This window comes from Candidatus Halocynthiibacter alkanivorans, assembly GCF_003333265.1.
Taxonomy (GTDB): Bacteria; Pseudomonadota; Alphaproteobacteria; order Rhodobacterales; family Rhodobacteraceae; genus Halocyntiibacter_A; species Halocyntiibacter_A alkanivorans.
Genome location: NZ_QOLB01000107.1, coordinates 1 through 3,946 on the forward strand (window position 1 = coordinate 1; position 3,946 = coordinate 3,946).

Annotated in this window: 2 protein-coding genes; both read right to left on the reverse strand. The window is 61.2% G+C overall.

The window, feature by feature from the left end; genetic code table 11:
* Positions 1–271: 271 nt before the first annotated feature.
* Entirely contained in the window at positions 272–2,512 is a 2,241-nt protein-coding gene (gene ptsP, locus DWA01_RS12920) for a phosphoenolpyruvate--protein phosphotransferase (RefSeq protein ID WP_114286245.1), read from the reverse strand.
* 21 nt (positions 2,513–2,533) lie between these two features.
* Complete coding sequence (locus tag DWA01_RS12925) at positions 2,534–3,772, reverse strand: aspartate kinase (RefSeq protein WP_114286246.1); 1,239 nt, start codon at positions 3,770–3,772, stop codon at positions 2,534–2,536.
* Positions 3,773–3,946 lie beyond the last annotated feature (174 nt).

A 3,946-nucleotide genomic window follows, 5' to 3' on the forward strand; every position in this document is an offset into this window, starting at 1 on the left:
ACGCTGCCCCCAGACACACTGCCCCCCGAACGCGCCGGCGCTCCTGATATTCAGCCTGCCCGACACCGGCTTCCTACAGGCTAATGGAAAGGCAAACTGGAACGCGGGCGCCACTGTGATCAGCAGAAATGCGGCAGATATGGCCCGCGCCGGTCGCGAGTACTACTGCATTCACAACCGTGCTCACTGCCGACGCCTGCAGCTCCAATAAAAATCGCCTGTATTTCAGGCGGCGCCTTGGACTGCGCTCGCAGCGCCCAGGCGTCCCGCCTCAGTCCAGATTGACCAGGTAGTTCATCACCGCCGGGCGCACCGTCTGTTCGCCATTGCTTGAGGCCTCATCAATCACCTGTTTCAGCGCCCCGAGGTCCACCCGGCGCATCAGACTTTTGACCGGCCCGATCGAGGCCGGGCGCATCGACATTTTGCGCAGCCCCATGGCGGCAAAACACACCGCTTCCACCGGACGACCGGCGTCTTCGCCACAGAAAGACAGCGACGTGCCCGAGACATTACAGCGCGCGACAATCTGCGCCAGAAAACTGAGGAAAGAGACGTTCAGCGTATCATAGCGCCGGCGCACCCGCTCGTTTTCCCGGTCGGCGGCGAAAAAGAACTGTTTCAGATCATTGCCGCCGATGGAGACAAAATCGGTCATGTCAAAGAACTGCTGTGGCGCAAAGGCCAGACTTGGCGTTTCCAGCATGGCGCCAATCTCAAGCGTTTCCGGCAAAACATGCCCGAGCCTGCGCTCGTTTTCAATCTCCGCCAGCAGGCGCCGGCGCGCCTCGCGGAATTCGTCAAACTGCGCCACAAAGGGGAACATCACCGTCAGAGGCCGTCCGGCCGCGGCCCGGATCAGCGCCTGCAGCTGCATGCGCATAATGCCCGGTTTATCGAGCCCGACCCGGATCGCCCGCCAGCCCATTGCCGGGTTGGGTTCGTCCTGGGGTTTCATATAGGGCAGCACCTTGTCCGAGCCGATGTCCAGCGTGCGGAACACCACCTGCTTGTCGCCGGCCGCATCCATCACCCGCGCATAAAGCGCCGCCAGTTCGGCCCGGCGTGGCATCTTGTTGCGGATGAGGAACTGCAGCTCGGTGCGGAACAGGCCCACCCCTTCGGCACCTGAGGTCAGCAGCGACGGCAGATCCGCCATCAGACCCGCATTCATCTGCAGCTCAATGATGGTGCCGCATCTGCTTTGCGCCGGTTTGTCGCGCAGCCCGATATAACGTTTCTGCGCCTCGGCCTGCATTGCGATCTTGTCGCGGATCGCGGCGGCGACAGAATCCCCGGGGCGCAGATGCACCACGCCCTGATCGCCGTCCACCAGCACATGGTCGCCGTTCAGCGCCTCATTGACGATGCCGTCGGCATGGATGATCAGCGGGATCGCCAGCGCCCGCGCGACAATCGCCGCATGGCTGCCGACCGAGCCCTGTTCAAGGATGATGCCACGCAGTTTACGACCATATTCCAGCAACTCACCCGGGCCGATATTGCGCGCCACCAGGATCGGATCTTCGGGCATTTCAGCGCCGGTCTCGCTGCCCTGCCCGGTGAGGATGCGCAGCAGCCGGTTGGACAGATCATCCAGATCATGCAGCCGCTCGCGCAGATAGGCGTCTGAGCGGGACAGCCGGCTGCGGGCAAGGGATTGTTCTTTTTCAACAGAGGCTTCGGCGGACAGACCGCGCGCAATATCCTCTTCCATCCGCTTCATCCAGCTGCGGGAATTGGCGAACATGCGGTAGGCTTCCAGCACTTCGCGCTGTTCCTTGTCGCCGTTCTCCGCCCGGGTCAGCATCTCATCCACTGAGATCCGTAGCGTATTTACCGCCTCCTGCAGCCGTTCCAGTTCGCGCACCGGATCATCGGCCACCGGGTTGGTCACCACCACCCGGGGTTCATGCAGGTAGATATGGCCTTCTGCGACGCCTTCCTGACCGGTGCCGCCCTTAAACACCCGCGGATGGGTGTGACGGGCGGACAGCGCTTCGCCTTCGCCCAGAAACGCGCCCAGCTCGGTCATCTCGGCCAGCACCATCGCCACCACTTCGAGACCGTAAACTTCATCGCCGGTAAAGATGCGCCCGTCTCTGGACTGCACCACCAAAACGCCAAGCGCTTCGCCCAGCCGCTGAACCGGCACGCCGAGAAAGGAGGAGAATATTTCTTCGCCAGTCTCCGGCATATACCGAAAACCGCGTTCCTGCGGTGCGTTGGGCGTATTGATCGGGTTGCGGCTGCGCGCCACCCGACCGACCAGACCTTCGCCAATGCGCATGCGGGTCTGGTGCACCGCGTCCGGGTTCAGACCTTCGGTGGCGCAGAGCTCCAGTGTTTCCGCGTCGCGGAACAGGTAGATGGAACAGACCTCGGTGCGCATCGAATCCGCGATCAGATGCGTGATGTGGTCCAGTCGTTCCTGACCCGCACTGTCTTCCGCCAGCGTATCCCGCAGGCGGCCAAGCAGTTTGCGGCTTGCCGTTTCTGTGCTCTCAGACATGATTCCCCCCTGGAGACTGAATCAGCCGTGTTTCTCCAGCTCGAAAGCATCATGCAGGGCCTGGACCGCAAGTTCTATATATTTCCGGTCGATCAGCACGGAAATTTTTATCTCTGAAGTTGCGATCACCTTCAGATTGATGCCCTCGCGCGACAGCACTTCAAACATTTTGGCGGCGACACCGGACTGGCTGCGCATGCCAATGCCCACCACCGAAACCTTGGCGACATCAGTGTCGGAAATAATTTCCTGGAAGTTCAGCTCGCCGTCCGTCTTGCTGGAGTTCATCACCGCTTCGGCGCGCGCCACCTGGTCAATCGGACAGGAGAAAGTCATGTCGGTGCGGCCGTCTTCCGAGATATTCTGCACGATCATATCGACATTGACGCCGCCTTCGGCCAGCGGGCCAAAAATCGCCGCCGCAATGCCGGGACGGTCCGCCACCGAAATCAGGGTCATTTTTGCTTCGTCGCGGCTGTAGGCGACGCCGTTAACAACATTGCTTTCCACGATATCCTCCTCGTCACAGACCAGGGTGCCTGCATTGGGGTCATATTCTTCAAAGCTGGAGAGAACCCGCAGCTTCACTTTGTAACGCATCGCCAGTTCCACCGACCGGGTCTGCAACACTTTTGCGCCCAGCGAGGCCAGCTCCAGCATCTCTTCAAAGGCGATGCGGTCGAGTTTGCGCGCCTTGTCGGAGATCCGCGGGTCGGTGGTATAAATGCCGTCCACGTCGGTATAAATATCACAGCGCTCGGCCTCAAAAGCGGCAGCAAAAGCGACGGCGGTGGTGTCGGAGCCACCGCGGCCCAGGGTGGTGATGCGGCCCTCAGGGCTGACGCCCTGGAAACCGGCAACCACGGCCACCCGCATGCCTTCGCCAAATTTGGCGTTCAGATTGTCGGTGGGGATCTCTTCGATCCGCGCCGCCGAATGGGCCGAAGTGGTCTTCAGCGGCACTTGCCAGCCCTGCCAGCTGCGGGCGGGGATGTCCATTTCCTGCAGCGTCAGCGCCATCAGCCCGGCGGTGATATTTTCACCGGAGCTGACGATGGCATCATATTCGCGCGCATCATAGAGCGGTGAGGTCTCGTCGACCCAGCCGACAAGCTCGTTGGTCTTGCCCGACATGGCCGAGACGATGACGATGACGTCAAACCCATTGGCCACTTCGCGGCCGACCCGTTTGGCGGCGCGTTTGATGCGATCAAGGGTGGCCACCGAAGTGCCACCGAATTTCATCACGAGTACTGGCATTGCGCGCACGTCTCCCTCGACTGTCGTAAATCCGGGTTTTCCTATGGGAATCCTCGCCAAAGAGCAAGGCCTGGCCCGCGATCCACGGCTGAATGTTAGCCACTGCCGCAGCCTGGCGCAATTATTGGGCGTTTTGCCGCAGCAGCCCAGGCGCGGTCCCTTATACCCATCTGA

What these genes read in the sequence shown, in the direction of transcription:
- ptsP (WP_114286245.1), bottom strand. Translation starts at nt 2,512, where the DNA reads ATGTCTGAGAGCACAGAAACGGCAAGCCGCAAACTGCTTGGCCGCCTG.
- DWA01_RS12925 (WP_114286246.1), bottom strand. Translation starts at nt 3,772, where the DNA reads ATGCCAGTACTCGTGATGAAATTCGGTGGCACTTCGGTGGCCACCCTT.